Origin of the sequence: Pseudovibrio sp. W74, from assembly GCF_001623085.1 — a bacterium.
Classification (GTDB): domain Bacteria; phylum Pseudomonadota; class Alphaproteobacteria; order Rhizobiales; family Stappiaceae; genus Pseudovibrio.
Genome location: NZ_LMCJ01000017.1, coordinates 461,046 through 487,508, shown reverse-complemented (window position 1 = coordinate 487,508; position 26,463 = coordinate 461,046). Strand labels below are relative to the sequence as shown.

The following is a 26,463-nucleotide window of genomic DNA, read 5'->3' as shown; positions in this document are numbered from 1 at the left end:
ATGGCGGCGAGCGTTGAATTTGAGGCAGTTGATGCAAATTCCGAAATCGGACTTTTGAGTGTGCCTCGTCACGTCGCCATCATTATGGATGGTAATGGCCGTTGGGCAACTCGCCGGGGCCTTCCGCGCACTGAAGGGCATCGGCGCGGTGTGAAAACACTGCGCGAAGCCGTTAAACACGCACAAAAGCGCGGGATCTCCTACCTGACGCTTTTTAGCTTTTCTTCTGAGAACTGGGCGCGCCCGCAACAGGAAGTTTCTTTCCTGCTGGCCTTGCTGCGCCGGTTTGTACGCGATGACATTAAGGAACTCACCAAGACTAATGTGAGAGTTCGTGTCATCGGGTCCAAAGAAAATCTCGATAAATCCATGCTGACCCTGCTTAATGATGCGGAACGAGAGACCGCTCATTGTACCGGGCTGGTGCTGGTTATTGCTTTTAACTACGGAGCGCGGGACGAGTTCGTCCGAGCTGCACGGCAACTGGCGCAGCGCGTGGAAGCTGGTGAGTTGAGAGCTGCTGACATTGGGGAGGATGATGTCAGCACTTGTCTGGATACCCGTGATATTCCGGATCCAGACCTCATAGTCCGCACAGGGGGAGAGCAGAGACTTTCCAACTTCCTGTTGTGGCAGGCTGCTTATGCCGAATTTTATTTTGCTCCGACGCCCTGGCCTGAGTTTAACTCAGATGCTTTTGATGATGCTTTGCTGGCGTTCTCTAACCGTGACCGGCGGTATGGGGGTTTGAGCTCTGACGCGACTGGGACGTAATGCCTGACAAAAACAATCAGAACAATTCTGAAGGCGCTTCCGGAGGAATTATCCGGCGCGTGCTAAATGCAAATCCTGATTTGCTGGTACGCGCTCTTTCTGCAGTTATTCTTGCTCCTGTCGCGCTGGCGCTGACATGGGCAGGTGGCTTCTGGTTTGCTGGCCTCGTGCTTGTTGGCATGCTGATTGTTTACTGGGAATGGTACAAGATCATTTTGCAAAACACTCAGCGACCTGTTGTGCTGCTGGGCTACCTGTTTCTTCTCTTCATTGGCTTTAGTTACTTTCAGGCGCAACCGCTCTGGATTGCCGGAGCGCTGATTGCTGGCGCCGCGGTACTTTACGGTGCTGGCGGTTTTGACCGGACGGCGCGCTGGGTGAGTGAGGGCTACGTTTACGCTGGCCTGACATTTGTCTCATTGCTTGCGCTGCGGGAAGGGGATGAAGGGCTTTTCTTCATCATCTATCTCTTCCTTGTGGTCTGGGGAACCGATATTGCGGCCTATGTGTGTGGTCGCAGCTTTGGCGGACCTAAGCTTTGCCCTGCTGTTTCTCCAAACAAAACCTGGAGCGGTGCTATTGGTGGCGTGGTTTTTTCTTCGCTTTTAGGAATGGGCTTTGTTGCTGTTGCGGGTGGTTCTCAGCTGGTCTGGGCTTTTGGGCTTGCTGTTGTTCTTTCTGCAGTCTCTCAGCTTGGAGACCTGTTTGAAAGTTCCATGAAGCGCCGTTTTAAGGTGAAAGACTCCAGTCGCCTCATTCCAGGGCATGGTGGGTTGCTTGATCGCGTTGATGGCCTTGTCGCTGCCGCTGTGTTTGCCTATGTGGTTGGTGTAGTGTTTGGCGGTCAGCTGTTCGATCCAAATGCAGGGTTGATGCTGTTTGCATCCTGATACTGCTGATTTTTGTGCTTCGCCCACGGTTCTGTTGATTTGCAAGGGTTGTTGATATGACAAAATCTCTCACTGTGTTGGGAGCAACCGGATCGGTTGGAGCCAGTACGCTCAAAGTTATTGCGCACAGCCCTGAGCGTTATGACGTCAATGCACTTGTTGCGGGCCGCAATGTCGATGCGCTTGCTAAGGCGTGCCGGGAGACTGGCGCAAAGCGTGCGGTCATTGGTGATGCCTCCAAATACGAAGATCTTAAAGCGGCACTCGCCGGTACTGGCGTTGAGGTTTCTGCAGGTCGTGAGGCTGTGCTGGAGGCGGCTAGCCAGAAGGTGGATGTGCTGGTTTCTGCTATGGTGGGAGCCGCAGGGCTGGAGCCGACCATTGAGGGGATCAAGGCAGGTAGCAATATCGCTCTTGCCAATAAAGAAACTATGGTGTGTGCAGGCACGATTGTGTGTGAGTTGGCTGAAAAGCATGGCTCCAAACTGCTGCCGATGGATTCAGAGCATAATGCGATTTTTCAGGTGTTTGAGCAGGATGACCCCAAAGCTGTCGACAAAGTGATTGTCACAGCTTCAGGTGGACCGTTTCGGACATCGACACTGGATGAGATGCGTGTTGCGACGCCTGAGGTGGCGCTGAAGCATCCGAACTGGTCCATGGGGCGGCGGATTACCATTGATAGTGCTTCGATGGTGAACAAAGGTCTTGAGCTGATTGAGGCCTATCATCTGTTCCCTATTACCGCTGATCAGTTGGATGTGGTTGTCCATCCACAATCAATTGTCCATGGCATGGTTAGATATTGTGATGGGTCATTATTGGCCCATATGTCGGTTCCGGACATGTGCGGGCCAATTGCTCATTGTCTGGCATACCCAACCCGAAAGACGGCTCCGGTTGCGGATCTTGATCTGGGGATGATTGGGCGTCTGGACTTTGAAAAGCCTGATTTTGAGCGTTTTCCTGCGCTGTCACTTGCACGTAAAGTGATGGAACTTGGCGATGGGGCAGGGACGATTTTTAACGCAGCTGACGAAGTGGCGGTGGAAGCCTTCCTTGGACGGAAGATCGGCTTCCTCCAGATCCCAGAGCTTCTTGAGGATGTTCTGAATCGGCTTCATACGCAAAATATGCTAGATTGTTCAGATCAGCTGGAGGAGATTCTTCAGTTGGATCAGGTAGCGCGTCGAGTTGCAAACGAAGTTATTGGGAAGATGGCCGCCTAATCCGGCGCTTCCTTTAAAAAAATAAGGTAAGGCTGTTCGCATGGACGTTCTGAGTTCAGTTCTTGGTGGTTCGCTCGGAGTCATCATTCCCTTTTTGGCTGTGCTTACTGTGGTTGTTTTCTTCCATGAGCTAGGGCATTTCCTCGTCGCGCGTTGGTGCGGGGTGAAGGTTCTTGCATTCTCAGTCGGGTTTGGACCGGAACTGTTGGGCCGCAATGACAAGCATGGGACGCGCTGGAAGGTCTGTGCCATTCCGCTGGGTGGCTATGTGAAGTTCTCAGGTGATGAGAATGCTGCAAGCGTGCCAGACCGTGATGAGCAAGCCAAAATGGATGAGGAGATGCGCCGGACTGCGTTCTTTGCGAAGAACCCGTGGCAGCGCTCCGCAATTGTGGCCGCAGGGCCTATTGCCAATTTTATCCTCGCTATTCTTATCTTTGCAGGAATGTTTGGATTTTTAGGAAAATTCGAAACATTGCCGCGTGTGGATCAGGTGCGACCTGGTAGTGCGGCTGAAATGGCCGGCATTTTGCCAGGGGATTTGATCCTCTCGATTGATGGCAATCCTGTAGAAAGTTTCAATGATGTGCAGCGGGTCGTGACGGCGAGTGCGGGCGTTCCGATGCAGATCGATGTGGAGCGCAGGGATGCTGTCGAGCGCCTTACTGCAACGCCGGAACTACAGGAAATCAGTGATGGTTTTGGGAATACGCAGAAGGTTGGAATTCTTGGAATTCAGCGAAATACTTCTCAGGAAGATATCATAGTCAAGCGTTTTGGCCCGGTGGAAGCCGTGGGTGAAGGGGTAAAAGAGACATGGTACATTCTTGATAGGACATTAGGTTATATTGGCGGTCTTTTCCTCGGTAAAGAAGATCCGGACCAACTAGGTGGTCCGATTCGCGTAGCGCAAATTTCTGGGCAAGTTGCGACCCATGGTATTTTACCGCTAATTAACCTTACCGCAGTTTTGTCAATTTCTATTGGTTTACTCAACCTTATGCCTGTTCCCATGCTGGATGGCGGGCATCTGCTGTACTACATCATCGAGATCGTAAGGGGTAAGCCGTTGAGTGAAAAACTGCAGGATTTCGGGTTCCGGATAGGAATCTCTCTGGTTCTGCTTCTAATGGTTTTTGCGACCTGGAATGATCTGCGGTCGATAATCGGCTCTTAGGTAAGTTGCGTAACCAAAGGTTGGGCAAAGGATTGGGCAAATTGCATTAAATCCAGTTGTGTCGCCTTGCTTTACTCTGAAAACCTTGTACAAAGTTCCTAGGTGTTTCAGATTCTATCCATTACCCTGAGGCGCATTAGTGATCTGACGATCAGGGGACTAATGCAACTTTAGGCTGAAAATAAAAGGCATAGCAGTTCTATGCAGTCATTTAAGAACCTGTCACGTGTGTCGCTTTTGGCAATGGCCGTTGCAGCTACTACTACAGTTGCTCCGGTTGGGGTTCCGTTTATCGGAACAGGGGTTGCTGAGGCCGCGGTGGTTAACAAGATTGTCGTTAACGGTGCAACGCGCATCGAAAGCGAAACAGTTCGCAACTACCTGACTATCCGTCCAGGGAAATCGTTTTCTGCAATTGATATCGACGAGAGCCTGACCACGCTTTATGCGACCGGTCTGTTTGCTGATGTTTCCATCGAGCAACGCGGCGGCACTCTTGTTGTTGATGTTAAAGAAAATCCAGTTATCGGCAAAATCTCCTTTGAGGGTAACAAGCGACTGAAAGACGAAGCTCTGCAATCAGTCGTTCGTTCTTCTGAGCGGTCCATGCTGACACGTGCGCGTGTTCAGTCTGATGCTCAGAACCTTCTGGAAGCTTATCGTCGCTCCGGTCGCTATCGTGCGTCTGTTGAGCCGAAGATTATTGAGCGCGCTAATAACCGTGTGGATCTGGTTTTTGAAATCGAAGAAGGGGATAAGACGGGTGTTGCCCGTATTTCCTTCATCGGTAACCAAGCCTTCTCTGACGGCTACCTGCGTGAGCAGATCCAGACCCGCGAAAGTGGCTTCCTCGGCTGGTTGCGTACAACTGATGTTTATGATCCTGACCGTCTCGATGTAGATGAAGAATCTTTGCGTCAGTTCTACTACCAGAAGGGTTACGCTGACTTCCGCGTTGTTTCTGCTGTTGCAGATCTGGACCGTGAGCAAAACATCTTCTACGTGACGTTCACTGTTGATGAAGGTGAGCAGTACGAGTTCGGCGATATCGAAATCGATACGTCCTTGTCTGCTGTTGATCCAGAGGCGATGCGCCAGTATCTGCGCACTCAGTCTGGTGATACCTACAACTCTTTAGAAGTTGAAAAGACGCTCGAAGCTCTGACGCTGGAAGTATCCAAGGCAGGCTACGCGTTTGCTCAGGTTCGCCCTCGTGGTGAGCGTGATTATGAGAACAAGACAGTCTCGATCACTTATCTGATCGAAGAAGGTCCACGCGTTTATGTTGAGCGTATCAACGTTCGTGGTAACGACCGCACACGTGAGTACGTGATCCGCCGCGAATTCGATCTCGCTGAAGGTGATGCTTACAACCGTATCCTTCTGGATAAGGCTGAGCGTCGTCTGCGCAACACGCGTTATTTCCAGAATGTGCGTATTACGCGTCAGCAGGGCAGTGCTCCTGACCGTGTGATCATCAATGTGGATGTTGAAGAGCAGCCAACCGGTGAAGTTTCATTCGGTGTGGGTTACTCCACCTCTGACGGTGTGATTGGTGATATCTCCATCACTGAGCGCAACTTTCTTGGTCGCGGTCAATACGTTAAAGCTGCTGTTGGTGGTGGTACCGATAACCAGAAGTATGAGTTCAAATTCGTTGAGCCGTTCTTCATGGGTCGCCGTATCTCTGCAGGTCTGGATGTGTACCGCCGCGTATACGATCAGAACAGCTCCCGTGCTTATGAAGAGCAGACAACTGGTGGTGCGATTAACTTCGGCCTTCCGCTTCGCGAAGACGAACTGACGCTTAACCTGTTCTACAAGCTTTACCAGCGCGATCTGACACGTAGTGACTCTACTGGCATTAGCGATTGTGAACCTGGTGTGTCTTTGGGTGTCTGTGACTCCCTTGGGCAGTACACGACTTCACTTGCGGGCTTCTCGCTCGTCTACAATACTCTGGACAACAACCTGAACCCACGTGACGGTTATGTTGCTTCCTACGAGCAGGAAGTTGCGGGTCTCGGCGGAGAGTCTCAGTATGTTCGTGGTCAGTTTAAGGGTAGCGCATTTGAAGAGCTCTACGCTGAATGGGGTCTTGTTGGCTTTGTGAAGGGTTCTGCCGGTTACATCGAATCTATCGGTAACCGTCTGCGTGTAACTGATCAGTTCCAGGGTTCACCTGACAGAATTCGTGGTTTTGCGACCAATGGTTATGGCCCTCGTGATGAAAACGGTGGCGATGCCTTGGGTGGTAAATACTACGTTGCAGGTACTGTTGAAGGCCAGTTCCCATTCCCAGTCTTCCCTGAAGAACTTGGATTGTCGGGCGCAGTCTTCGCTGATGCGGGTTCTCTCTGGGGTGTGGATAGCGAACTGTCTTCTGTAATCGGAAGCGGTATCCAATCTGAAGACTTCGATCTTCGTGCTTCTGTTGGTGTTGGGGTGTTGTGGCAGTCGCCGTTTGGGCCGCTGCGTGCTGACTTTGCTTGGCCTGTGCTCAAAAACGATGTTGATGAAACGCAGGTATTCAAGCTCAGTGGTGGTACACGCTTCTGATCTAGTGAAAATTTGATTATAATCGGTCGCCGATACCCTCGGCGGCCGTTTTTTTGTAGGATCCTATGACAGAACCATCAAATCAATCTGAAGTTAGCCCGGTTTTCTTCCCTGAAGCTCGATCAATAACAGTGAAACAAGTAGCTGAATGGGCTGGGGCGGAGATTGTTCGTGGTGATAGTGAACTTGCCATTACTGGTGTTGCTCCTCTGGATGAAGGCGTTCCCGGAACGCTTGTGTTTATCGATAATCCGAAATATCTGGATCAGCTTGAGAGCACGAAGGCAACAGCTTGTCTCGTGAGCAAAAAGCATGTCGACAAGGTGCCCGAGGGCGTTGTGCCTTTGCTCGCCAAGGAGCCGTACCGCTCACTGGCGAAAGTTTTGGCTGAGCTTTACCCGACCGCAATGCGGCCACTTCCGGTAACCAGCGAGGCGTCTGTCAGTGCGCGTGCTTTTGTTGATGAGAGCGCGCAGCTGGGTGAAGGTGTTGTTGTTGAAGTTGGTGCTGTCATTGGCGCGCATGCGGTGATTGGGGCTGGATCTCGTGTTGGTCCCAATGCAGTGATCGCTGCCAATTGTCAGCTGGGCGAGAACTGCTCTATTGGAGCAAATTCCAGTTTGCAGCACGCAGTGCTTGGTGATCGTGTCATTATTCACCCAAACGTTAGCATAGGGCAGGATGGCTTTGGGTTTGCGATGGGGCCAGGTGGACATATCAAGGTTCCCCAGCTGGGCCGAGTTGTGCTAGGAAATGATGTTGAAATTGGCGCTGGCTCCTGTATAGACCGCGGTGCAAACCGTGATACGACTGTGGGTGATGGAACCAAGATTGATAATCAGGTTCAGGTTGGTCACAACGTTAATATCGGCAAACATTGCGTTATTGTTTCTCAGGTAGGGATTTCTGGAAGTTCCAGCCTTGAGGATTATGTGGTTCTTGGTGGACAGACCGGTGTTTCCGGGCACGTTCGCATTGGAATGGGCGCGCAAGTTGCTGGCGTGAGTGCTGTACACGACGATCTGGCGCCAGGTGGGCGTTATGGTGGTGTACCGGCACGGCCGATCCGTGAGTGGTTCAAGGAAATGACGGCGCTTCGCCGCCTGACCGCTCAAGGCGGCAAGAAATAACAGATTAGACCCGGGATCTGATCCCGATAGTTAACTAGATTGGCTGGTGAATGAGGAGGGCGTATCCTCAGATGCTCCAAGTGAGACATATGCCAGTCAAACCGATATTGCTGAGGCATTATTATGAGTGATGTAGAGACCAGAACACTTGAAAGCGCTGATATCATGCGGGTTATGGAGCTTTTGCCCCATCGTTATCCGTTTTTGATGATTGACCGTATCGTTGATATGGACGGCGACAACTCAGGTGTTGGTATTAAGAATGTAACCATCAATGAGCCACATTTTCAGGGGCATTTTCCAAGCCAGCCTGTAATGCCAGGTGTGTTGCTTATCGAAGCAATGGCTCAGACTGCTGGTGCGCTTTGCGTCCATGGTCGTGAAAAGAAAGATGTGCCTTCTCTGGTTTACTTCATGACCATTGATAAGTGTAAGTTCCGCAAGCCTGTGGTTCCTGGTGATCAGGTGCACTTTCACGTGAAAAAAGTCCGCAACCGCGCGACCATCTGGAAGTTTGAAGGTGTTGCAATGGTAGACGGGCAGAAGGTTGCTGAAGCGGAAATCAGCGCAATGCTTGTCGATTCTGACGAGGCGAATTGAGGTCATTGATGCAACAGATTCATCCCGCCGCGATTATCGAGGATGGGGCCGTACTTGGAGAGAATGTCAAGATCGGTCCTTACTGCATGGTGGGTCCCAAGGTAACCCTTGGCGATGATGTAGAGCTTGTTTCCCATGTGGTGATCGCTGGACGGACAACGATCGGCGCCCGGTCGAAGGTCTACCCGTTTGCCAGCTTGGGGCATCAGCCTCAGGATCTGAAGTTTTCCGGTGAAGATACGCTACTGGAAATCGGTGAAGACAATCAGATCCGCGAGCACTCCACCATGAACCCTGGCACTGCCGGCGGTGGTGGTGTGACGCGTGTTGGGAATGGCGGCCTGTTCATGATGGGTACTCATGTCGGGCATGATTGCATTGTGGGAAACAACGTTATTCTTGCCAACAACGCGACGCTTGCCGGGCATGTTGAAGTTGAAGATCATGTGATCTTTGGCGGCCTGTCTGCTGTACGTCAGTGGTGCCGTGTGGGTGCTCATTCCATCATTGGCGGTCTGACTGGTGTTGAGTTTGATGTGATCCCTTATGGATCTGTGATTGGTGATCGTGCGCGTCTTGCAGGCCTGAACCTGATTGGTTTGAAGCGCCGCAACTTCTCTCGCGAAGAAATCCACGCCCTGCGCGGTGCGTATAAGGAAGTCTTCAACAGTGAAGAGGGTACGTTGCGTGCTCGTGCTGAGATTGCGCGGACCAAGTACGCTGAGTTTGAAGGTGTGCAGACGATGACGTCGTTCATGCTGGAAGATGAAAAGCGCCGGTTCTGTACGCCGCGCAACACCGGTGAATAAGGGTCTGTTTTGAATTCATGGTGAAACAGGCACCTATTGCTGTGATTGCTGGCGGCGGCGATCTGCCCGGTCTGGTCATTCGGTCCGCTATGGAACAAGGTCGCGATGTGGTGACCATCGCAATCAAGGGGGAGGCAGATGCCTCCCTTTCTGCGTTTAATCCCGTTGAACTTGGCTGGGGGCAGATCGGCAAACTGTTCTCAACGTTGAAATCTAACGGTGTTCAGGATGTGGTGTTGATCGGTGCTGTGCGGAAGCGGCCTGATTTCACATCAATCCTCGGTGATTTTGGAACGATTTGGCGTTTGCCGCGTATCATCAAGGCTGTTGTTGGTGGTGATGATCATTTGCTGGTTAAAGTAGCCGGGATATTTGAACGAGAGGGTTTGCACGTGGTTGGTGCTCATGAAGTTGCTCCGGGGTTGGTTGCTAGCCCAGGCCACGTGGCAGGGCCAAAGCCGGATGCCAAGGCTCTGAGTGATATGAAGCTTGCCATTGAGGCGGTGGATGCTGTGGGCCGATTGGATATCGGGCAGGGTGCTGTTGCTGTGGGTGCACGTGTTGTTGCTGTTGAGGGGGCTGAAGGCACGGATGCCATGCTTGAGCGTGTTGCTGGGTTGCGTGCTAATGGCCGTGTCCGGTCCAAAGGGGCTGCAGGTGTGCTTGTAAAGTGTTCTAAGCCGCAACAGGACTTGCGCCTTGATATGCCGACCGTTGGGCCAGAAACCATACAAAAAGCTTCTGACGCGCAGTTAAAAGGTGTGTGTGTTGAGGCTGGGCGTGTGCTGGTTGCTCATCGTGATGAGGTTGAGCGCCTTTGCGATGAGCTGGGTGTTTTCCTTTATGGCTGCACACGTGATGAAGATTTTGAATCTGGTGAGCGCTAAGGTATGAGCGATTTGGAAGCTGTCAAACCCTTCAAGGTTTTCTTTGTTGTTGGCGAGGAATCAGGTGATCAGCTCGGCGCGGAAGTCATAAAAGCTCTGCGGGCTTCGATTGGTGATCGTCTGCAAGCCTGTGGTCTGGGCGGTGAGCGCATGGCGGCTCAAGGTGTGCAGTCGATCTTTCCGCTGCATGATATTGCTGTGATGGGCATTACGGCGGTGTTGGAACGTTTGCCGACGATTATTCGCCGTGTACATCAAACTGTTGATGCGGTTATTGCCGAGCAACCTGATTTACTGCTGATCATCGACTCTCCGGATTTCACTCACAATGTGGCAAAGCGCGTGCGCAAAAAAGCGCCTCATATCCGAGTGGTGGACTATGTAAGCCCGTCTGTGTGGGCGTGGCGTCCGGGACGTGCGAAGAAGATGGCCGCTTATGTGGATCAGCTGCTTGCTCTGTTGCCGTTTGAGCCTGAGGCTCACAAGCGCCTTGGTGGACCGCCCTGTGATTATGTGGGACATCCGTTGATTGAACGGCTTGCGGATTTGCGTCCTGCTCCGGGGGAGCGTGCAGAGCTCGGGACAGGCAGAAAGCAGTTGGTGGTGCTTCCGGGCTCCCGAACCAGCGAGGTTTCGCGGTTGCTGGAGCCGTTTGGTCAGGCTGTTGAGCTGGTTTGCGCGCAAGATCCGGATGTGGATGTGATCATTCCAGCAGTGCCTCATCAGGAGCAGCGCATTCGTGATGGTGTGGTTTCCTGGAAGGTGCAGCCGCGTATTGTGACGGGTGAAGCTGAAAAGTTTGCGGCTTTGCGACAGGCAAATGCAGCGCTTGCGGCCAGCGGTACTGTGTCTTTAGAGCTGGCGATTGCTGGTGTGCCTATGGTTATAGCTTACAAGCTGGACTGGTTCTTCCGCCGTTTGAAGCAGATCAATCGGTTCGTCAAGATTGTTGCGGTGGACACCATTGTGCTGCCCAACCTTGTGCTTGGGGATCACAGCATCAAGGAATATATTGAAGACGAAGCGGATCCTGAAGTGCTCAGTCAGGCTGTACTTGCGCTGCTGTCTGACAGTGCAGAGCGGCGGGCGCAGCTGGACGCGTTCTCTCGTATTGATGAAAAGATGCGTTTGCCTGAAGGGGAAAGCCAGGCAGGCAAGGCTGCCCGGATCATTTTGGAAACGGCTGGAGTTTCAGCTTAGGTGCTTTTGAAAGTGATTCATTAAATGGGTGTAGCTCTTTGAAAACCAAGAGTCATTTGGAGTTGCGCTTAAAGTGATGCTTTAAGCGCAGGGTGTTCTCCTCAGTGCTTGTTTAATGCAGTGAAAGAGTACACCTCGAACGGCTTATCTAGTTTTTCTCGAGTGTATTAATCAATTTATTTATTTTTGACCTTGATGGCCCCTCTGCAGGTGCCATCTGAGAACAGTCCAGTCGCTTCTTTGTCTCCGATCAGTCCGGTCGTCGTTATGGTTAGGTGAACGGGTGTTTGGCTGTCGTCATCTGGAAAGAGAACTTCATATCGGCTTTCGATGGAAAAGATGCCTTCGGTCACATTGATGCTTCGTGAAGCTACTGTGATGTCATGGCCTTTGTCGGTCATACGTTTGATGGAAAACTTTGTAGAGTCGGGGTGATCTCTTGTTGCTAACTCCTCACCGTATCGTTTCAAACAGATGTCGTCTGGCGCGCTTCCATTGATCATAGAGACATTGGAGAAGGTGATTATGTTGTCATTGAAATGCAGCTTCTCGATTATCGCTTGTGCAGAGGTGCTTGCGATGATCAGCGCCAGTGCGTTGAAAGTGGCCAGGAAGAGTATTTTCAACGTTCGCTCCATTACGTCATTATTGGTGAGTTGAGATGGCCCGTATCATTACACTTATGGTTCCAATACCTTGATGTGCAGTGTTCCGCGGCAGGTGCCGTCGGAGAAAACGCCGGACGCTTCCTGAGTGCCGACCAGACCTGTTGCAGCGAGTTCCACATCAACAGGTGTTTTGGTTTCATCTCCCGGGAAAATGATCTCGTACTCGTTCTCGATTGAGAAGATGCCCCCGCTGACGCTGCCACCGATGGCGATGACCAGAATGTCATGGCCTTTGTCCGTGCCGCGTTTGAGTGTGTCGTTGGTAGAATCCGGATGGTCCTTGGTTGTGAAGCCTTCACCGTAGCGCTTTTCGCAGGTTCCATCATCTGGACTGCCGTCTGTCATGGAGAGATTGGAGAAGGTGATTGTTTTATCGCCGGGCCCCAGCCTTTGTGCGACGGCCAGAGCAGCGGTGCTGTTGATGGCCAGTGCTGTGAAGGCGATTGTGGTCAGGAGCAGTGTTTTCATTGTTTTATCCGTCCCGTATCGTTGGGTGGTATGACGCGGTGTTGTATCATTGCTGTTGTGTTTTCTTCAGCAGTGTCATCACTGTAGAGCCGCGACACGTCCCGTCAGAGAAGACCCCAGTCGCTTGCGTTTCGCCTGTGATCCCTGTTGCCATCAGCTGAAAGTTGACAGGTTTGCTTTGTATGTCCTGCGGGAAGGTGATGATGTATTCATTCTCCACTGAGTACAGGCCACTTTCCAAACTGCCGCCTATATGGATCATTTTGATCTCATGCCCCTCATAGGTGATGAAATTGCGATGCTCTGCGAGGGAGCCTGGATGTTTCTTAACCGTGAAGCCATTGGCATATCTTTTCGCGCAGATCCCGTTGTCCGGACTTCCGTCCACCAGTGACAGGTCGGTGAATGCGGAAAACTTGTCGCCGCGCCCCAATCGCAGGCTCATCGCGTCTGCACTGATGCTTGTGAGCGTCAGGGCCGTCAGGGATATGGCTGTGCAAAGGGCGGCTTTCATCGGGCTCGGGTCCTACTGCTGGGCAGATTGAATGGTGACCTTGCCGCGGCACGTGCCATCCGAGAACACGCCTGAGGCTGTTCCGCTGCCAATCAGGCCGGTTGCGAACATCTTCACATCAATTGTTTCTTTGTGTTCGTCATTGGGGAAGATGATCTCGTACTCGTTTTCGATGGACAGGATGCCATCCCCAATGGTGCCTCCGGTGGAGGAGATGATGATGTCGTGGCCTTCTGTCGTCGTCTTTTGAGCGTTTGGTGAAGATGTGTCGGGATGGTCTGCGGTTTTGTAACCTGTCCCGTAGCGTTTTGCGCAGGTGCCGTCGTCAGGCGTGCCGTCTGCCAATGTCAGCTCGGAGAATGTGACGGATTCATTGTCACTGCCCAGACTGTGATCGTCTGCCAGAGCCGTGCTGCTGACATAGGCAATTGCGCCAAGGCTTGCTGCTGCACAGAGAAATTTCTTCATGGGTGCCACCACTTGTTATTTTTCAGGCTTAAAACCGCGCAAAGAGTAGTCCTGCTGCGTTAACGTAGATGTTTTTGCTGAGCTTCGATTTTCTTTAGGATGAAGAATGAGTTTTGGGGATACTGCTGGATTTAGCCAGTTTCTAATGCACTACGCATAAACATCCGTGAAAACTGAAGATTTACGCAGTGCAGGGGCTGGAAAATCCGGGGCTTGTGATAGGTTATGCTCTTCATTGCATTGATGCATCGTGGGTTTTCGCCTGCTGTGTTTGGTATGAGCATGGGGCGCAGGCCAGCTACAGATTTTGAGGTTTTTATGAAAGTCAGAGACGCGGTTCTGGTCGATGTTGAAGAAATCAGCAGTTTTTTGCAGGAACTTGCTGCGTTGGGAAAGCGCAGTTTGCCGAGTGATGAGACCTATGTGATCTCTCAGTACATTGCTCATGCAGATAATATCCGCTGTTCTGTGGTTGAAGATGTGGACGGGACCCTGCTTGGGTTGCAGATCCTGAAACGGGCATCAGAGGGCAACACTTATGGTGTGACGCCGGGTTGGGGCATGATCGGCACCCATGTGCGCCCGAGTGCAGGGCGCCGCGGTGTCGGGCGGGCCTTGTTTGCTGCAACGCTTGATGTTGCCAGACAAGCCGGCCTTGAGAAGATTGATGCCACGATTGGTGCCTCCAACCCGGAGGGACTGGGTTATTATGAGGCGGTTGGCTTTCGCACCTATAAGACCAACGAGAGTTCTGTCAGTAAATGTTTTGATCTGACTGAGGCAACTGCACCTGTCCAGAAATGATCATTTGACGCCGACGACAGAGAACCTTCCGGAGCAGATGCCATCTGAGAAGACGCCGGTGAAGATTTTTGAGTTCACGAAGCCGGTTATGAACTGGGTGTTCTCGACTTCTTCATCTGGATCATTGGGGAAGGTGATGAGGACTTGTGAGTGTTCGGCATAAATGCCGTCACCGCGAAGCTCACTGCGGGCGTAGAGGGAGAATTTGTGTCCTTTGTCGCTGACAAATTGTCCGCGCCGTCCGTTTGGATCGGGGTAGACAGTGTATCCGTTGCCATAGCGCTCTTTACAGAACTCGACCCCAACTGCATCTGTCAGGACTGTCAGGTTCTGGATGGCGATTTGCCGTGATACAGACAGGCGTTTCAGGTCTGTGAAGGGATTGCCCCGGTTGTCGCGGTGGGTGATCTGAGCATTGGCTTGCCCCAGCATCCCAATGGTGAGGATGAGAGCTACACCGGACTGTTTCAGTTTTGTAAGGCGCATGTCTACTCCCATTTCAAACCTGCTGTGCCTGACCTCTCGTCCCGGATCTGTCGGCGACAGGACTGAGGCTTGTTGCTGCACAGAAAATCTTCTTCATGGGGAGCTTCCACTCGTTGCTGTTCAGGCCTTACGACCCGCAAAGAATAGTCCTGCTGCGTTAATGTAAATGCTCTGGGTTCAATTTGATTTTCTTTAGGATGAAGAATGTGTTTCGCGCGATTGTCCGGATTTAATCAATTTCTCGAAGCAGCGTTTTGCGGGATCAATTGGCGGCTACGATGGAGAAGTGCCCGCTACAGACGCCATCAGAGAAGACGCCGCTGAACATCTTGGAGTTGACGAAGCCGGTGATGAAGGCAGTCACCTCGACCTCTACGTCCGGGGCATTGTGGAAGGTGATCAGCAGTTTTGAGTGTTCTGCATAAATGCCATCCTGACGCCACTCACTGCGATCGTAGAGGGAGACTTTGTCGTTCATCTTGCTGATAAACTGCCCTTGTTTCCCGTTTTGGTCAGGAAAAATGGTGCCGCCTTTGCCATAACGTCCCTCGCAAAACTCAATTCCCACGGCATCAGTCAGGACTGTCAGGTTGTCAATTAAGACTTGCCGTGTTGGAAGCGCGCGCTTCATGTCGGAAAACGGATTGGCCTTATTGACGCGATTGACGATCTGACTGCTGGCTGGCCCTAGCAGTCCAAAGGTGATGAGGAGAACAACACCGGACTGCTTCAGCTTTTTAACTCGCATGCTTTCTCTCGTTTTAAACCTGTTGCGTCCCATCTCTTGTGCCTGATCGGTCAGGATTGGTGCGGCTGCGAAATGCTGTTGGACGATGAACCGGACGTGCCTTTTGCACCGGACCATTTCGGTTTGGGGAACCTCTCAGAATATCTGTCTCTGTCTGTGTCAGTTCAATGGAACGGTGGTGAGCGGGCTTTACTGCAGTTTCAGCGGGCCAACAAAGACCTTGCCGGTGCATGTACCGTCTGTGAACACGCCGCTGTAATGGTCTCCGCCAATCAGGCCGGTTACGAACTGAGTGACCTCGATCTCTTCCTCTTTATTGCCGGGAAACGTCATCATGAACCGGTCGTGCTCTGCAAAAATGCCGTGTCCCAGGATCTCGTTTGTATCGACCAGCGTTACCGTGTGCCCCTTATCGCTGATATAGGTGCGCTTGGGGGCTTCCTTGGAGGGGGAGACTGTGTACCCGTCACCATAACGCTCAACGCAGATGGAATTGTCTGATGTGCCGTCCTGCATGCTCAGGTTTGAAAAGACAACGTCTCTGGAGGCTTGTGTGGTGTCGGTGTTTGCTAAGGAATAGCTTGCCAGACCAGCAGAGAGGATCGTGAAAGCTGCAAAAACAGGGAGGGGGACGAGACGCATCAATACATCCTTTTCTGATGCCAGTGGCAGTGCCGGGCCCTTGGTCAAACATCAAGGATAGGGATGTGGTGAGGCATGAACAGGATTAAGCCGCCTCATGGTTTGCGTGTGTTGAACGCAATGGGCGCTATTCAAATAAAAAAGGAGGCAAAATGCCTCCTTTTTCTGAAGTCTGTCTATCAGCTCAAGCAGCTTCGCTACACTTCCCGAAAACCGGTATCCGTTTTTCGGAGAATGTTTTTAGCGGCGCTGGTCGATTGGCTGATAATCACGCTCGGAATAGCCGGTGTACAGCTGGCGTGGACGACCGATACGTTGGGAAGGATCTTCAATCATTTCCTTCCACTGTGCGATCCAACCTACTGTACGAGCCAGTGCGAAGAGCACGGTGAACATGGTGGTTGGGAAGCCCAGAGCACGCAGGGTGATGCCGGAGTAGAAGTCAATGTTTGGATAAAGCTTCTTCTCAACGAAGTAAGGATCGGTGAGAGCAACTTTTTCCAGTTCCATTGCCACTTCAAGAAGCGGATCGTCCTGGTGGCCCAACTCTGCAAGCACTTCATGACAGGTTTTCTGCATGATGCGCGCGCGTGGGTCGTAGTTTTTGTAGACGCGGTGACCGAAGCCCATGAGGCGGAACGGATCATTCTTGTCTTTTGCACGTGCTACATACTCAGGAATACGGTCAACAGAACCGATTTCGGAGAGCATGTTCAGAGCTGCCTCATTCGCACCGCCATGAGATGGACCCCACAGACATGCAATACCAGCTGCAATACATGCAAATGGGTTTGCGCCTGAAGAACCAGCAAGACGTACGGTGGATGTGGAAGCATTCTGCTCGTGGTCAGCGTGCAGGATGAAGATACGGTCCATGGCGCGTGCCAGAACCGGATTTACTTTATATTCCTCACATGGAACTGCGAAGCACATGTGCAGGAAGTTGGATGCGTAGTCCAGATCGTTTCTTGGGTAAACGAATGGCTGGCCAACGTGATATTTGTAGGCCATTGCAGCAATGGTCGGCATCTTTGCGATCATGCGCAGGGATGCAACCATGCGCAGGTGTGGATCAGAGATGTCGGTGCTGTCATGATAGAAGGAAGAGAGAGCTCCAACGGTACCGGTCATGACTGCCATTGGGTGGGCGTCACGACGATAACCCTTGAAGAAAGAGCTCATCTGATCATGGATCATGGTGTGGTAGGTTACACGATGAACAAAATCGTCCTTCTCTGCGCGTGTTGGCAGTTCGCCGTACAGCAGCAGATAGCAGCTTTCCAAAAAGTCGCCGTGTTCGGCGAGCTGTTCAATCGGGTAACCGCGGTAAAGCAGAACGCCTGCGTCACCGTCGATGTAAGTGATCTTGGATTCGCATGAGGCAGTTGATGTGAAACCAGGGTCCAGTGTGAAGTGATCAGTTTGCTTATAAAGCGAACCGATGTCCAGAACATCAGGGCCCATGGAGCCAGAGTGGACGTTAAAGTCCCAGCTGTTGTCTCCAATAGTCAGTTTCGCTGTTTTGTCGCTCATATCAGGCAACCCCCATTTTGTATCTCCTCATGCGACTTGCTTCATTTGTGTACAAATGAATACACTGCATGATCTGACGTTTCCGCCCGGAGGAGAGTGTTGTCGTGGAACTGCCTATATCATTTGCCGCGATGGGGCAAGCGCCCGCAACCAATGCTTTTAGCTATAAGTGTAACTACCGCTACGAATGACTAGTATTTGCAGCGGTAGTTTCTTTTAGAATTCAGCGAATTAAGCTGAAAGATCACGAATGCGTGCGCAAGATTCGTCTTTTCCGAGCACTTTGAGCACGTCAAAGATGCCTGGGGATGTGCCACGACCAGTGAGTGCAGCGCGCAATGGCTGAGCAACTTTACCGAGTTTCAGCTCTTCTGCTTCCGCAACTGCCTTAACGGCAGTCTCGGTGCTTTCCACGGTCCACTCGTCCAGTGCTTCCAGAGCAACCAGAACCTTGCCAAGAACAGCACGTGCCTCGTCAGAGAGGATCTTTTCAGCCTTTGCATCCAGATCCAGCGGCCGCTGAACCCAGAGGTAACGTGCAGATTCCTGCAGTTCGACAAGGGTCTTTGCGCGCTCTTTCAGGCCAGGCAGAGCTTCAACCAGTTTGTCCTGGTTTCCATCGCCTGCAATCCACGCCATGACGTCTGCGCCGCCTTCCACGTCCATCAGATAGGTGAGGAAGTGACCGAGCAGCTCCTCATCGCTTTCTGAGCGCATGTAGTGAGCGTTCAGGTTTTCCAGCTTCTTGAAGTCGAAACGGGACGGGGATTTGCCTACAGCATCCAGACCGAACCACTCGATCATCTGATCGGTAGAGAAGATCTCGTCATCGCCGTGGGACCAGCCGAGGCGTGCCAGATAGTTGCGCATGGCGGATGGCAAGTAGCCCATAGCCCGGTACGCTTCTGCACCTACTGCGCCGTGGCGCTTGGAGAGCTTTGCGCCATCTGGTCCGTAGATCAACGGAATGTGCGCCATGACCGGGACATCCCAGTTCAGGGCCTTATAGATCAGGGACTGGCGTGCTGCGTTGGTCAGGTGGTCATCGCCACGAACGATGTGGGTGACGCCCATGTCATGATCGTCTACCACAACAGCCAGCATGTAGGTTGGGTTGCCATCAGAACGCACGAGGATCAGGTCGTCCAGATCCTTGTTGGCGAACTTGACGGTGCCCTGAACCTGATCTTCCACGATGGTGTCACCTTCGAGCGGTGCTTTCAGGCGAATGGCAGGGGCGATGCCTTCTGGTGCTTCAGATGGGGCACGATCACGCCAGGTGCCGTCATAGCGCGGCGGGCGACCTTCTGCGCGGGCCTTCTCGCGCATCTCGTTCACTTCTTCCGGGGAGCAGTAGCAGTAGTACGCAGTGCCGTCCTTGACCATCTGCTCAGCAACTTCGCGGTGGCGCTCAACGCGGCCATACTGGGAGATCGGCTCGCCGTCCCAGTCCATGCCCAGCCAGGACAGACCGTCCAGCAGCGCATCTACGGCTTCCTCGGTGGAGCGGGAGCGATCGGTGTCTTCGATACGCAGCAGCATTTTACCGCCGCTGTGTTTTGCCAGAAGCCAGTTGAACAGGGCTGTACGGGCGCCGCCAATATGCAGGTAGCCAGTAGGAGAAGGCGCAAAGCGCGTCACAACAGGTTTAGTCATAGGTGTTCCGGAAAAGTTTCAAGTTACTTCGAATAGTTTGGGGTAATTACGGCGGGGCGCCGTACCTCTGCGGTCTGTGTACCATAGCATTGAAAAGTTCCCAAGTGGCAGAAAGGGACTTAAGGGTGCGCGAGGGGCAATCATCCTCAGACAAGACGCAATCTGGTGGCTGTGCTCCCAGAATAGGCGAGCGTTGCCTTGAGGAGGATAAGTTTTCTTCTGCGCCGTTTGAAGCAGATACGGCGCTTACTGGGCGAGCAACACAGCAACGCACAAAAACGCAAACCAACGCAAAAAACGCACATAGCAACGCAAGCACGAATTTTACGGAGGAAAAACAGCGCGTTGGGTTTCTTGAGGTTAAGCTGGGGTTGCTTAGACTGCTGCGTTTTATGCTGAAGCCGGATTGGTCAGCTGTTATGACTTATACCCGCTCTGCTCTCGTGCAGGATTGGAACAAGGGACATGGCATTCTCTGGTATGCGATCTGTCATCTGGCTGGGGTGCTGGTTTATTTCTCACTCCCTGCGGAGCCTTATAGTGTTTTAAGCGGAACTCCTTTTATCTTATTGGGATTATTTGCTTTTCGTCGTTGGAGAGTTGGGAGATTGACGGTTGGACTGACCGCGCTTTTGTTCTTTACAGCCGGGTTCTTCCTTGCGGATTTGCGCGTGGAGTATGCGCGCGGTGACCCGCTGGAGCGCCCGGTTACACGCAAAGTGGAGGGAGTGATTGCTGGTTTGAAGCATTCTGGCAAAGGGGCTTACTCCGTCATTTTTGCAGATGTAAAAGCACTTTCACAGAAGGGCGTAACTCCTCTTTCTTATCGCATCCGGATCAGCATCAAGGGGATGAAAGAGGCACCCGTGATGGGGGACAGGATGCAGCTGAAGGCTCGGTTATTGCCGCCGGGAGGTGCGGTGCGCCCCGGTGGGTATGACTTTGCCCGCACTGCGTTTTTCAGTGGGATTGGTGCGGTTGGCTATGCGCTTTCCAAGCCGGTTGTTGTGGCACACGTAGAGGGCACAAGTTTTCTGCAAGGGGTGGAGCGTGTGCGTAGTGGGATAGCACAGCGGATCCGGCGGGTGTTGGATAACAGCCCGGAAAGTGCATTTGCTGTTGCGCTTCTGGTGGGCAAGCGAGACTACCTTGCCACCGCTGACAAGGATGCGTTACGCAACGCCGGACTTGCTCATGTCCTTGCTATTTCCGGTATGCATATGGGCCTTGTGACCTCTCTGGTCTTCCTTGGTGCCCGCCTGATCCTATCCCTCAGCCAGTCGCTTGCGCTGAAAGGACATATTCACGTTTATGCCAGCGTGGCAGCACTGATTGCGGCGATTGTTTATCTTGGTTTGTCAGGAGCTTCTGTGGCAACGCAGCGGGCTTTTTTGATGGCGGCGATGATTTTATGCGCGGGTCTGCTTGGTCGGCGGGCCTTCAGTCTGCGTGGTCTGGCGCTGGCTTGCCTTGTTCTTTTAAGCCTGAGGCCGGAGGAAGTTCTGGCTCCCGGGTTTCAGATGTCCTTCATTGCAGTGCTCGCCTTGCTCTCAGCCTATATGCTTGGGAAGGATTGGTTGCTCGGTGATCGAGATAGTTCGCGCAGACGGAATGTCTCATGGTTTCATAAGGTTAGTCGTGTAAGCTTAAAGTGGATTCTAGCTTGTGCGTTGACCTCGTTGATTGCAGGTGCTGCCACGGGGCCAGTTGCGGCGATGCATTTTGAGCAGGTTGCGCCTTATGGAGTTCTGGGGAATATCCTTGCTATGCCATTGGTGACTTTTGTGGTTATGCCCCTTGGGTTATTGAGCCTGCTGGCGATCCCGTTTGGTGCGGATGCGTTCTTTCTGCAAGGGATGGAGGCTGGGTTGGCGCTGGTGCTGAAAGCTGCCTACTGGGTGAGCTCACTCAGTGAGGGGCTGACCAGTCTCGGGGTTGCCAGTGCTCCAGGGTATCTGCTCGTGATCCTAGCGATTGTCGTGCTGTGTGTGATGCCGCTGCGCCTGAAATGGCTTTCACTTCCGGCATTTACGGTGAGTGTCCTGATGTTTGCCGGTGGCAAGGCGCCTGATCTGATGATTGCGGATGCGGGCAAGCACATTGCTTATTATGGGCAGGATGGTGCGTTTCGACTGACGTCCTCGCGTATGTCGTTTGCTGCTGACAGCCTGTTGCGCGCTGGTGGGGGTTCAGCGGGTTCGTTCAAGCAGCACAAGGTGAGGGCTTCAGATCGGTCCTGTGATGAGCGCGGCTGTGTGATTGAGATATTCCCTCAGCAGCCTGCGGAGGGAGAGAGGGTAAGTTCAGAACCTATCCTGCTGGCGCAGTCCAAAGCAGTTGATGTTTTGGAGGCTGACTGCCATCTTGCCACCATCGTCATCACACAGGTTCAGGCGCCTCCGGCTTGCCGGGCTGAGCTGGTTATCGACCAGAAGATTTTCGGAGAACGAGGTTCAGCTTACATCTGGCTCTCAGCTGGCGCTAAGGGCGGGGAAAGAATAAAAAAAGTGCGCTGGGCATATCATGCTCAGCGCAGGCCTTGGAATCCGAAATTGCCTCAGGCAACCAATGATTTAATAGCGGCGGAAGAGCGCAATCATCTTGCCTTGAACGTGGACGCGACCCGGGCCGAAGATGCGAGTTTCGTAGGCGGGGTTGGCCGCTTCCAGCGCGACTGAGGCGCCTTTTTTGCGCAGGCGCTTCAAGGTTGCTTCTTCTTCATCAATCAACGCCACAACGATCTCGCCGTTATCAGCCGTGTCACCTCGTTTGATCAACACGGTATCCCCATCGAAGATACCGGCATCGATCATGGAGTCGCCTTTAACTTCCAGCGCATAATGCTCACCACGCCCCATCAGATCAGCCGGCATTGCGATGGTATGGCTTTGTGTCTGGATTGCTTCGATTGGTACACCCGCAGCAATGCGGCCCATGACCGGGATTTCCAGCGTCGGCACTTCGTCTGGTGATGTGGCGCGTGGAGGTGGCGGCGTTGCTACTTTCTTGCTCAGGGAGCCCTCAATCACCTCAGGTGCAAAGCCTTTTTCCTTGGCGGCAGGCTTCAGGCCCGGAGAAATTGAGTCTGGCAGTTTGAGGATTTCCAGCGCACGAGCTCTGTTCGGCAAACGGCGAATGAAGCCGCGCTCTTCCAGAGCTGTGATCAGCCGGTGAATGCCGGATTTGGAACGGAGGTCCAGCGCGTCCTTCATCTCATCGAAGGAGGGCGGAACACCGGCTTCCTTCAAGCGTTGATGGATGAACATCAAAAGCTCGTGTTGCTTCTGTGTAAGCATCTTTTATCCCCGTTCGCTCCTAAGGCGCTGATTGAAAGTGAGCGGCCATTCCTGACCAATCGCAGTTTTGTAATTCCAAGAAGCTGAAAGACTTCAACTTCTGCGATTGGAAGGACAAAACACGAACGTACTCTACCTGTTCTCATTGTGTTCTGCAATGGGTTTGTTGAGGTTAAGCCCTGCTAGAACTGGGGGATTTGGTTTCTGATGGGTGAGTGGGCAGGGGTTGCCCACTTGTGATGCCAGGATTTAGCCTAGCTTGAGCAGGTCCACTTTTTCACCTGCCTTTGCAGCCGGTGCGTGTGGTGGGCGAATGATCAGGGCATCTGCTTTTGTCAGCAAGGCAAGCATGGAAGAGTCCTGTTTGCCAAACGGTGTTGTAATCAGATCTCCGTGTTCGTCTGTACTCAGACTGGCGCGCAGATAGTCCTGACGCATATCATTTGCAGGCAAATCAGCCGCCAATGTGGCTTTGGTAACGCCTTGATTTGTCACAGAGACCGTGCGGCCTAGCATCTTATCCAGAAGCGGGCCAAGGAAGAGGAGTGCGCATACAAGGCTGGAGACTGGATTGCCAGGAAGGCCGAGGACTTTCATGGGGCCAAGGGCTCCGGCCATGAGGGGCTTGCCCGGGCGCATGGCGATGCGCCAGAAGCCTAGCTCCATGCCTTCAGCGCCCAGTACGTCCTGAATGAGATCGTGGTCGCCCACAGAGGCACCGCCGAGTGTCACCAGTACATCGGCTTTTGCTTCAATAGCCTGTTTCACGCGTGCCGTGATTTCCTCAGGCTGGTCTGGTGCAATGCCCAGCATCATTGGCGTTCCGCCACAGTTTCTGACGAATTCTGCGATGCCGACCTGATTGGACGCTATGATTTGATTCGGACCTGGTATCTGACCTGGCTCGACGAGTTCATCACCATTTGCGAGGATCGCAACGACTGGCTTTTTGCGCGCTGGCAAGGTTGCGTGGTTCATAGCGCCTGCAAGAGACAATTCACGGAAGCCGAGTGGAGCTCCTGCCTTCAGGAGGGTCTGGCCTTCTTTGAAGTCGAGGCCTGCTGGGCGGATGAACTTACCAACAGAAACGGCTTCCTCGCAAAACAGGTTATCCCCGTCACGGCGGGCGTTTTCCTGCATCAAAATCGCGTCAACGCCTGCTGGAACAGGTGCACCTGTAAAGATGCGCAGAGCTTCTCCGGCTTGCAACGTGCCATCGAAGTTATGCCCGGCAGCGACTTCTCCAATGACCTTCAAAGCAGTCTCTGGATCGACCGTATCAGCAGCTTTGACGGCATATCCATCCATTGCTGAGGCGGAAAATGGAGGCTGCGTTCGTGTTGCAGCAACATCTTCTGCCAGAATGCGTTCTCCGGCTTCAAGTAGTGGAAGCTGCTCGGTACCGGTCGGATTCACATCTTTCAGGAGGCGGTCCAGCGCTTCTTCAATACTGATCAAGTTCATTGGGAGTTATCCTCCTCAGCCAGATAGTGACCGGACTTGCCGCCCTTCTTCTCCAGCAACCGGATTTCACCGATCTCCATAGAGCGATCAACGGCTTTTGCCATATCGTAAATTGTCAGGCAGGCAACGGAGGCAGCTGTAAGTGCTTCCATCTCGATACCGGTCTGGCCGGACACTTTTGCAAAGACTTCGATCTCAATTCCTGGCAGTTCAGGGTTGGGTGTGAAGTCCACCTGAACCTTGGAAAGCGCCAGAGGATGACAGAGAGGGATCAGCTCGTGAGTTCTCTTGGCCGCCATGATGCCAGCAATGCGCGCCGTTGCGAGCACGTCGCCTTTCTTGGCGTTACCTGAAAGGATCATGTCCAGAGTTTCAGGCTGCATTTTTACCTGACCGCCTGCTCGGGCAATGCGTGAGGTAACCTCTTTCTCCGAAATGTCGACCATATGAGCCGCACCGCTGTCATCTAAGTGAGTGAGTTTTGGAGAAAGTTCTGACATTTTCTTGCCTCTGGACACAGTTTGTTCAGGTGTCTGCTTTTGCCAAGCAGTTGATTTTTAGCGTTTAAGCAAAGCTTTGGTTGCGGTTTCCACATCTTCCTGACGCATCAGGCTTTCGCCGATGAGGAAGGTGGAGATGCCGGAGTTTTCCATTCGGGAGAGGTCTTCCGGAGTGAACAGGCCGCTCTCGCCAACGATGATTCGATCTTGCGGGATCAGTGGTGCGAGCCGCTCGCTGGTTTCCAGAGATGTCTCGAAGGTTTTTAGATTGCGATTGTTGATGCCAACAAGCGGAGAGGAGAGCTTCAGTGCGCGTTCCAACTCAGCTTCGTCATGAACTTCGATAAGCGCATCCATGCCCAGTTCAAAGGCGGCGTCTTCCAACTCTTTGGCCAGATGGTCGTCAACAGCTGCCATAATGATCAAAATACAGTCAGCGCCCCATGCGCGTGCTTCATGAACCTGATAGGTGTCATAAAGGAAATCTTTGCGCAGAACTGGCAGAGAGACTTCAGCGCGAGCTGCTACAAGAAAATCTGGTTTGCCCTGAAAGGATGGTGTGTCCGTCAATACGGACAAGCATGCTGCCCCACCGTTTTCATAGGCTTTGGCGAGTGCGGGCGGGTTGAAGTCAGCGCGGATCAATCCCTTGGATGGACTTGCTTTTTTAACCTCTGCGATCAGGGCGTATTCACCGTTCGCATGCTTGGCTTTCAAGGCATCTGCAAAGCCGCGTGTTGGTGTTGCTGCTTTAATCGCCTCATTCAGATCAGCCAATGAAGTTTGCGCTTTGGCAGCAGCAATTTCTTCACGTTTGTAAGCTTCGATTTTCTTAAGGATATCTGACATGGGATCCGTGGTCTTAGAGTTTCATATTGGCAGCTGTTGCAGCGTCGGAGGCTTCAACAAGTTTGTCCAGTCGGGAAAGGGCCGCACCTTGGTCAATCGCCTGCGCAGCCATCTGGACACCCTCAGTGAGGGTGGAGACCTTATCTGCGACGATAAGGGAGGCAGCTGAGTTGAGCAGGACGATATCCCTGTAAGCGTTTTTTGCTCCTTGTAGCACTTCGCGTAATGCCTGAGCGTTTTCTTTTGGATCGCCGCCTTTCAGATCTTCTGTTTTTGCAAGCGGCAGGCCCGCCTCTTCAGGAGACACTGTGAAGGTGTTGATGTTTCCGTTCTTCAGTTCGGCGACAAAGGTGGTTCCGGTGGTGGTGATTTCGTCCATTCCATCGGAGCCGTTGACGATCCAGGCTTTTTCGGTGCCCATTTCCTGAAGGGTGTTGGCGAGTGGTTCAACCCATTGCTGTGCGAATACGCCTGTCATCTGGCGCTTTGCTCCTGCCGGATTGGCGAGCGGGCCTAGCAGGTTGAAGATTGTTCTGGTGCCCAGCTCAATGCGGGCAGGGCCGACATGGCGCATGACCTTGTGGTGATTTGGCGCAAACATGAAGCCGATACCGGCCTCATGAATGCAATGGCTGATGCCGTTCGCATCCAGATCTAGATTGATGCCAAGCTCAGCAAGTGCTTCTGCTGAGCCGGATTTGGAGGACAGGGACCGATTGCCATGTTTTGCAACGGTTACGCCACAGCCTGCTACAACAATGGCTGTGCAGGTTGAAATGTTATAGGAGCCGGATGCGTCACCACCTGTGCCAACAATGTCGATAGCGTGACCTGGTGCTTTCACCGGGATCATCTTGGCGCGCATGGTTTCTACAGCTGCGGAAATTTCGTCGATGGTTTCGCCGCGCAAGCGCAGGGCCATGAGGAAGCCACCGATCTGTGCGGGAGTTGCAGCGCCTGACATGATGATTTCGAAGGCCTCGCGGGCCTGAGATCGGTCCAACGTGTTTCCGTCAGCGACAATTCCAATGAGATTTTTCAAATTGCTCACGGCGAAAACCCCCTCAATCTCTCAGGTAATTCCTTAGCATACACAAGGGCTAACTATTAGA

Annotated in this window: 26 protein-coding genes; 12 read left to right on the top strand and 14 right to left on the bottom strand. The window is 52.7% G+C overall.

What is annotated here, in order from left to right; genetic code table 11:
* The 10 genes from PsW74_RS13530 (at nt 1) to lpxB (ending at nt 11,255) form a co-directional block, all read left to right on the top strand.
* A complete protein-coding gene (locus tag PsW74_RS13530; RefSeq protein ID WP_063289012.1) occupies nt 1-774 on the top strand; it encodes an isoprenyl transferase in 774 nt (257 codons plus the stop codon).
* Nucleotides 774-1,664, top strand: a complete 891-nt coding sequence (locus PsW74_RS13525) for a phosphatidate cytidylyltransferase (RefSeq protein WP_063289011.1) — start codon at nt 774-776, stop codon at nt 1,662-1,664. Before PsW74_RS13530 ends, PsW74_RS13525 begins: the two co-directional genes overlap by 1 nt.
* Before the next feature lie 56 nt (nt 1,665-1,720).
* Nucleotides 1,721-2,893, top strand: coding sequence for a 1-deoxy-D-xylulose-5-phosphate reductoisomerase (dxr, locus tag PsW74_RS13520; protein WP_063289010.1), 1,173 nt, complete (start codon nt 1,721-1,723; stop codon nt 2,891-2,893).
* Nucleotides 2,894-2,933: 40 nt separating this feature from the next.
* Nucleotides 2,934-4,070 (top strand): RIP metalloprotease RseP, encoded by a 1,137-nt coding sequence (gene rseP / locus PsW74_RS13515; protein ID WP_063289009.1) that lies wholly within the window; start codon nt 2,934-2,936, stop codon nt 4,068-4,070.
* Nucleotides 4,071-4,271: 201 nt separating this feature from the next.
* Nucleotides 4,272-6,629 carry an outer membrane protein assembly factor BamA gene (gene bamA / locus PsW74_RS13510; RefSeq protein ID WP_063289008.1) on the top strand — a complete coding sequence of 786 codons (2,358 nt, stop codon included), beginning with the start codon at nt 4,272-4,274 and terminating at the stop codon, nt 6,627-6,629.
* 65 nt (nt 6,630-6,694) lie between these two features.
* Nucleotides 6,695-7,759, top strand: a complete 1,065-nt coding sequence (gene lpxD, locus PsW74_RS13505; RefSeq protein ID WP_063289007.1) for a UDP-3-O-(3-hydroxymyristoyl)glucosamine N-acyltransferase — start codon at nt 6,695-6,697, stop codon at nt 7,757-7,759.
* 123 nt (nt 7,760-7,882) lie between these two features.
* Nucleotides 7,883-8,359 (top strand): 3-hydroxyacyl-ACP dehydratase FabZ, encoded by a 477-nt coding sequence (fabZ, locus tag PsW74_RS13500; RefSeq protein WP_063289006.1) that lies wholly within the window; start codon nt 7,883-7,885, stop codon nt 8,357-8,359.
* A gap of 8 nt (nt 8,360-8,367) precedes the next feature.
* Entirely contained in the window at nt 8,368-9,168 is an 801-nt protein-coding gene (gene lpxA / locus PsW74_RS13495; RefSeq protein WP_063289005.1) for an acyl-ACP--UDP-N-acetylglucosamine O-acyltransferase, read from the top strand.
* 17 nt (nt 9,169-9,185) lie between these two features.
* A complete protein-coding gene (gene lpxI, locus PsW74_RS13490; protein WP_063289004.1) occupies nt 9,186-10,055 on the top strand; it encodes a UDP-2,3-diacylglucosamine diphosphatase LpxI in 870 nt (289 codons plus the stop codon).
* A gap of 3 nt (nt 10,056-10,058) precedes the next feature.
* Complete coding sequence (lpxB, locus tag PsW74_RS13485) at nt 10,059-11,255, top strand: lipid-A-disaccharide synthase (RefSeq protein WP_063289003.1); 1,197 nt, start codon at nt 10,059-10,061, stop codon at nt 11,253-11,255.
* Nucleotides 11,256-11,431: 176 nt separating this feature from the next.
* Here the strand turns inward: lpxB and PsW74_RS13480 are convergent, their stop codons facing one another.
* From PsW74_RS13480 to PsW74_RS13465, 4 genes are read right to left on the bottom strand one after another with little or no spacing between them, the layout of a single operon-like run.
* Entirely contained in the window at nt 11,432-11,881 is a 450-nt protein-coding gene (locus PsW74_RS13480) for a hypothetical protein (RefSeq protein ID WP_208981922.1), read from the bottom strand.
* A 54-nt stretch (nt 11,882-11,935) separates the two neighbouring features.
* Complete coding sequence (locus PsW74_RS13475; protein WP_063289001.1) at nt 11,936-12,391, bottom strand: hypothetical protein; 456 nt, start codon at nt 12,389-12,391, stop codon at nt 11,936-11,938.
* A 46-nt stretch (nt 12,392-12,437) separates the two neighbouring features.
* Nucleotides 12,438-12,905 carry a hypothetical protein gene (locus tag PsW74_RS13470; RefSeq protein ID WP_063289000.1) on the bottom strand — a complete coding sequence of 156 codons (468 nt, stop codon included), beginning with the start codon at nt 12,903-12,905 and terminating at the stop codon, nt 12,438-12,440.
* A gap of 12 nt (nt 12,906-12,917) precedes the next feature.
* Nucleotides 12,918-13,373 (bottom strand): hypothetical protein, encoded by a 456-nt coding sequence (locus PsW74_RS13465; protein WP_063288999.1) that lies wholly within the window; start codon nt 13,371-13,373, stop codon nt 12,918-12,920.
* A 318-nt stretch (nt 13,374-13,691) separates the two neighbouring features.
* Between PsW74_RS13465 and PsW74_RS13460 the strand changes: the two genes are divergently transcribed.
* A complete protein-coding gene (locus tag PsW74_RS13460; protein WP_063289362.1) occupies nt 13,692-14,177 on the top strand; it encodes a GNAT family N-acetyltransferase in 486 nt (161 codons plus the stop codon).
* Here PsW74_RS13460 and PsW74_RS13455 read toward each other — a convergent pair whose 3' ends face one another.
* From PsW74_RS13455 to gltX, 5 genes are all read right to left on the bottom strand, one after another.
* On the bottom strand, nt 14,178-14,663 hold the full coding sequence (locus PsW74_RS13455) for a hypothetical protein (RefSeq protein WP_057465516.1): 486 nt from the start codon (nt 14,661-14,663) through the stop codon (nt 14,178-14,180).
* Between the two features lie 262 nt (nt 14,664-14,925).
* Nucleotides 14,926-15,411 carry a hypothetical protein gene (locus PsW74_RS13450; protein WP_063289361.1) on the bottom strand — a complete coding sequence of 162 codons (486 nt, stop codon included), beginning with the start codon at nt 15,409-15,411 and terminating at the stop codon, nt 14,926-14,928.
* Between the two features lie 189 nt (nt 15,412-15,600).
* Nucleotides 15,601-16,053 carry a hypothetical protein gene (locus tag PsW74_RS13445; RefSeq protein WP_208987975.1) on the bottom strand — a complete coding sequence of 151 codons (453 nt, stop codon included), beginning with the start codon at nt 16,051-16,053 and terminating at the stop codon, nt 15,601-15,603.
* 240 nt (nt 16,054-16,293) lie between these two features.
* Entirely contained in the window at nt 16,294-17,586 is a 1,293-nt protein-coding gene (gene gltA, locus PsW74_RS13440) for a citrate synthase (protein WP_057465514.1), read from the bottom strand.
* A gap of 231 nt (nt 17,587-17,817) precedes the next feature.
* Nucleotides 17,818-19,242, bottom strand: coding sequence for a glutamate--tRNA ligase (gene gltX / locus PsW74_RS13435; RefSeq protein ID WP_063288998.1), 1,425 nt, complete (start codon nt 19,240-19,242; stop codon nt 17,818-17,820).
* Nucleotides 19,243-19,367: 125 nt separating this feature from the next.
* On the opposite strand from gltX, the gene PsW74_RS13430 reads away from it, so the two are divergent.
* A complete protein-coding gene (locus tag PsW74_RS13430) occupies nt 19,368-21,920 on the top strand; it encodes a ComEC/Rec2 family competence protein (protein ID WP_063288997.1) in 2,553 nt (850 codons plus the stop codon).
* On the opposite strand, the gene lexA is transcribed toward PsW74_RS13430, so the two are convergent.
* The 5 genes from lexA to trpD all read right to left on the bottom strand — a co-directional run bounded on the left by lexA (nt 21,816) and on the right by trpD (nt 26,402).
* Nucleotides 21,816-22,538, bottom strand: coding sequence for a transcriptional repressor LexA (lexA, locus tag PsW74_RS13425; protein WP_063288996.1), 723 nt, complete (start codon nt 22,536-22,538; stop codon nt 21,816-21,818). The genes PsW74_RS13430 and lexA overlap by 105 nt on opposite strands.
* A gap of 249 nt (nt 22,539-22,787) precedes the next feature.
* Nucleotides 22,788-24,002, bottom strand: a complete 1,215-nt coding sequence (glp, locus tag PsW74_RS13420; protein WP_063288995.1) for a gephyrin-like molybdotransferase Glp — start codon at nt 24,000-24,002, stop codon at nt 22,788-22,790.
* The gene (gene moaC, locus PsW74_RS13415; protein WP_057465509.1) at nt 23,999-24,502 is read right to left on the bottom strand and encodes a cyclic pyranopterin monophosphate synthase MoaC; all 504 of its coding nucleotides are present in this window, start codon (nt 24,500-24,502) and stop codon (nt 23,999-24,001) included. The genes glp and moaC overlap by 4 nt, the downstream gene beginning before the upstream one ends.
* A gap of 57 nt (nt 24,503-24,559) precedes the next feature.
* The gene (trpC, locus tag PsW74_RS13410) at nt 24,560-25,351 is read right to left on the bottom strand and encodes an indole-3-glycerol phosphate synthase TrpC (protein ID WP_063288994.1); all 792 of its coding nucleotides are present in this window, start codon (nt 25,349-25,351) and stop codon (nt 24,560-24,562) included.
* A 13-nt stretch (nt 25,352-25,364) separates the two neighbouring features.
* A complete protein-coding gene (gene trpD / locus PsW74_RS13405) occupies nt 25,365-26,402 on the bottom strand; it encodes an anthranilate phosphoribosyltransferase (RefSeq protein ID WP_063288993.1) in 1,038 nt (345 codons plus the stop codon).
* Between the last annotated feature and the right edge of the window lie 61 nt (nt 26,403-26,463).

What these genes read in the sequence shown, in the direction of transcription:
- PsW74_RS13530 (WP_063289012.1), top strand. Translation starts at nt 1, where the DNA reads ATGGCGGCGAGCGTTGAATTTGAGGCAGTTGATGCAAATTCCGAAATC.
- PsW74_RS13525 (WP_063289011.1), top strand. Translation starts at nt 774, where the DNA reads ATGCCTGACAAAAACAATCAGAACAATTCTGAAGGCGCTTCCGGAGGA.
- dxr (WP_063289010.1), top strand. Translation starts at nt 1,721, where the DNA reads ATGACAAAATCTCTCACTGTGTTGGGAGCAACCGGATCGGTTGGAGCC.
- rseP (WP_063289009.1), top strand. Translation starts at nt 2,934, where the DNA reads ATGGACGTTCTGAGTTCAGTTCTTGGTGGTTCGCTCGGAGTCATCATT.
- bamA (WP_063289008.1), top strand. Translation starts at nt 4,272, where the DNA reads ATGCAGTCATTTAAGAACCTGTCACGTGTGTCGCTTTTGGCAATGGCC.
- lpxD (WP_063289007.1), top strand. Translation starts at nt 6,695, where the DNA reads ATGACAGAACCATCAAATCAATCTGAAGTTAGCCCGGTTTTCTTCCCT.
- fabZ (WP_063289006.1), top strand. Translation starts at nt 7,883, where the DNA reads ATGAGTGATGTAGAGACCAGAACACTTGAAAGCGCTGATATCATGCGG.
- lpxA (WP_063289005.1), top strand. Translation starts at nt 8,368, where the DNA reads ATGCAACAGATTCATCCCGCCGCGATTATCGAGGATGGGGCCGTACTT.
- lpxI (WP_063289004.1), top strand. Translation starts at nt 9,186, where the DNA reads ATGGTGAAACAGGCACCTATTGCTGTGATTGCTGGCGGCGGCGATCTG.
- lpxB (WP_063289003.1), top strand. Translation starts at nt 10,059, where the DNA reads ATGAGCGATTTGGAAGCTGTCAAACCCTTCAAGGTTTTCTTTGTTGTT.
- PsW74_RS13475 (WP_063289001.1), bottom strand. Translation starts at nt 12,391, where the DNA reads ATGAAAACACTGCTCCTGACCACAATCGCCTTCACAGCACTGGCCATC.
- PsW74_RS13470 (WP_063289000.1), bottom strand. Translation starts at nt 12,905, where the DNA reads ATGAAAGCCGCCCTTTGCACAGCCATATCCCTGACGGCCCTGACGCTC.
- PsW74_RS13465 (WP_063288999.1), bottom strand. Translation starts at nt 13,373, where the DNA reads ATGAAGAAATTTCTCTGTGCAGCAGCAAGCCTTGGCGCAATTGCCTAT.
- PsW74_RS13460 (WP_063289362.1), top strand. Translation starts at nt 13,692, where the DNA reads ATGAAAGTCAGAGACGCGGTTCTGGTCGATGTTGAAGAAATCAGCAGT.
- PsW74_RS13455 (WP_057465516.1), bottom strand. Translation starts at nt 14,663, where the DNA reads ATGCGCCTTACAAAACTGAAACAGTCCGGTGTAGCTCTCATCCTCACC.
- PsW74_RS13450 (WP_063289361.1), bottom strand. Translation starts at nt 15,411, where the DNA reads ATGCGAGTTAAAAAGCTGAAGCAGTCCGGTGTTGTTCTCCTCATCACC.
- PsW74_RS13445 (WP_208987975.1), bottom strand. Translation starts at nt 16,053, where the DNA reads ATGCGTCTCGTCCCCCTCCCTGTTTTTGCAGCTTTCACGATCCTCTCT.
- gltA (WP_057465514.1), bottom strand. Translation starts at nt 17,586, where the DNA reads ATGAGCGACAAAACAGCGAAACTGACTATTGGAGACAACAGCTGGGAC.
- gltX (WP_063288998.1), bottom strand. Translation starts at nt 19,242, where the DNA reads ATGACTAAACCTGTTGTGACGCGCTTTGCGCCTTCTCCTACTGGCTAC.
- lexA (WP_063288996.1), bottom strand. Translation starts at nt 22,538, where the DNA reads ATGCTTACACAGAAGCAACACGAGCTTTTGATGTTCATCCATCAACGC.
- glp (WP_063288995.1), bottom strand. Translation starts at nt 24,002, where the DNA reads ATGAACTTGATCAGTATTGAAGAAGCGCTGGACCGCCTCCTGAAAGAT.
- moaC (WP_057465509.1), bottom strand. Translation starts at nt 24,502, where the DNA reads ATGTCAGAACTTTCTCCAAAACTCACTCACTTAGATGACAGCGGTGCG.
- trpC (WP_063288994.1), bottom strand. Translation starts at nt 25,351, where the DNA reads ATGTCAGATATCCTTAAGAAAATCGAAGCTTACAAACGTGAAGAAATT.